The organism is Variovorax sp. OK605 (genome assembly GCF_900115445.1).
Lineage (GTDB): Bacteria > Pseudomonadota > Gammaproteobacteria > Burkholderiales > Burkholderiaceae_C > Variovorax.
In genome coordinates this window covers 1-2,500 of the sequence record NZ_FOWL01000040.1, presented here as the reverse complement: position 1 = coordinate 2,500, position 2,500 = coordinate 1, and the positions used below count along the sequence as shown (strand labels likewise).

Genomic DNA, 2,500 nt, shown 5'->3' with positions numbered 1-2,500 from the left:
CCCCGGGAGGGGAGTGAAATAGATCCTGAAACCGCGTGCTTACAAAAAGTAGGAGCCTCGTAAGGGGTGACTGCGTACCTTTTGTATAATGGGTCAGCGACTTACATTCAGTGGCAAGGTTAACCGAATAGGGAAGCCGTAGAGAAATCGAGTCCGAATAGGGCGATCAGTCGCTGGGTGTAGACCCGAAACCAAGTGATCTATCCATGGCCAGGATGAAGGTGCCGTAACAGGTACTGGAGGTCCGAACCGACTAGTGTTGCAAAACTAGCGGATGAGCTGTGGATAGGGGTGAAAGGCTAAACAAACTTGGAAATAGCTGGTTCTCTCCGAAAACTATTTAGGTAGTGCCTCAAGTATTACCATCGGGGGTAGAGCACTGTTTTGGCTAGGGGGTCATGGCGACTTACCAAACCAAGGCAAACTCCGAATACCGATGAGTACAGCTTGGGAGACAGAGCACCGGGTGCTAACGTCCGGACTCAAGAGGGAAACAACCCAGACCGCCAGCTAAGGTCCCTAAAATTGGCTAAGTGGGAAACGAAGTGGGAAGGCTAAAACAGTCAGGATGTTGGCTTAGAAGCAGCCATCATTTAAAGAAAGCGTAATAGCTCACTGATCGAGTCGTCCTGCGCGGAAGATGTAACGGGGCTAAGCCAGTTACCGAAGCTGCGGATTTGCAATTTATTGCAAGTGGTAGGAGAGCGTTCTGTAAGCCTGTGAAGGTGCGTTGTAAAGCGTGCTGGAGGTATCAGAAGTGCGAATGCTGACATGAGTAGCGTTAAAGGGGGTGAAAAGCCCCCTCGCCGTAAGCGCAAGGTTTTCTACGCAACGTTCATCGGCGTAGAGTGAGTCGGCCCCTAAGGCGAGGCAGAGATGCGTAGCTGATGGGAAACAGGTCAATATTCCTGTACCGTTATATAGTGCGATGTGGGGACGGATCTTAATAGGTCATCCAGTTATTGGATTATTCTGGTTTAGTTGGATGTAGGCGTGCATTAGGCAAATCCGGTGCACATATACCGAGGCCAACGATCGAGCGGACTTGTCCGTGAAGTGACTGAACGAGGTTCCAGGAAAAGCCACTAAGCTTCAGCTATATACGACCGTACCGCAAACCGACACTGGTGCGCGAGATGAGTATTCTAAGGCGCTTGAGAGAACTCAGGAGAAGGAACTCGGCAAATTGACACCGTAACTTCGGAAGAAGGTGTGCCCTATTAGTGTGAAGTGAACAACGGAGCATGAATGGGTTGCAAAAAATCGGTGGCTGCGACTGTTTATTAAAAACACAGCACTCTGCAAACACGAAAGTGGACGTATAGGGTGTGACGCCTGCCCGGTGCTGGAAGATTAAATGATGGGGTGCAAGCTCTTGATTGAAGTCCCAGTAAACGGCGGCCGTAACTATAACGGTCCTAAGGTAGCGAAATTCCTTGTCGGGTAAGTTCCGACCTGCACGAATGGCGTAACGATGGCCACACTGTCTCCTCCTGAGACTCAGCGAAGTTGAAATGTTTGTGATGATGCAATCTCCCCGCGGAAAGACGGAAAGACCCCATGAACCTTTACTGTAGCTTTGTATTGGACTTTGAACAGATCTGTGTAGGATAGGTGGGAGGCTTTGAAGCAGGGTCGCTAGATCTTGTGGAGCCAACGTTGAAATACCACCCTGGTGTGTTTGAGGTTCTAACCTAGGTCCATTATCTGGATCGGGGACAGTGCATGGTAGGCAGTTTGACTGGGGCGGTCTCCTCCCAAAGCGTAACGGAGGAGTTCGAAGGTACGCTAGTTACGGTCGGACATCGTGACGATAGTGCAATGGCATAAGCGTGCTTAACTGCGAGACTGACAAGTCGAGCAGATGCGAAAGCAGGACATAGTGATCCGGTGGTTCTGTATGGAAGGGCCATCGCTCAACGGATAAAAGGTACTCTGGGGATAACAGGCTGATACCGCCCAAGAGTTCATATCGACGGCGGTGTTTGGCACCTCGATGTCGGCTCATCTCATCCTGGGGCTGTAGCCGGTCCCAAGGGTATGGCTGTTCGCCATTTAAAGAGGTACGTGAGCTGGGTTTAAAACGTCGTGAGACAGTTTGGTCCCTATCTTCCGTGGGCGCTGCAGATTTGAGGAAGCCTGCTCCTAGTACGAGAGGACCGGAGTGGACACACCTCTGGTGTATCGGTTGTCACGCCAGTGGCATTGCCGAGTAGCTAAGTGTGGAAGAGATAACCGCTGAAAGCATCTAAGCGGGAAACTCGTTTCAAGATGAGATCTGCCGGGGCCTTGAGCCCCCTGAAGAGTCGTTCAAGACCAGGACGTTGATAGGTCAGGTGTGGAAGCGCAGTAATGCGTTAAGCTAACTGATACTAATTGCTCGTGCGGCTTGACCCTATAACTTTGATCAGTCTGATCAAGGTGTTATGCCAAGTTGACGCATTCAAAATAATTCGCCAAAAGCTGATTCCAAACTCTATGAATTCGTTTGATTGATCAC

At 50.3% G+C, this 2,500-nt stretch carries 1 rRNA gene (cut by a window edge); it reads left to right on the top strand.

Annotated features, from left to right (window positions below):
* Nucleotides 1-2,397 (top strand): 23S ribosomal RNA (locus BM013_RS40290) (it extends 477 nt beyond the left edge of the window).
* Nucleotides 2,398-2,500: the final 103 nt, after the last annotated feature.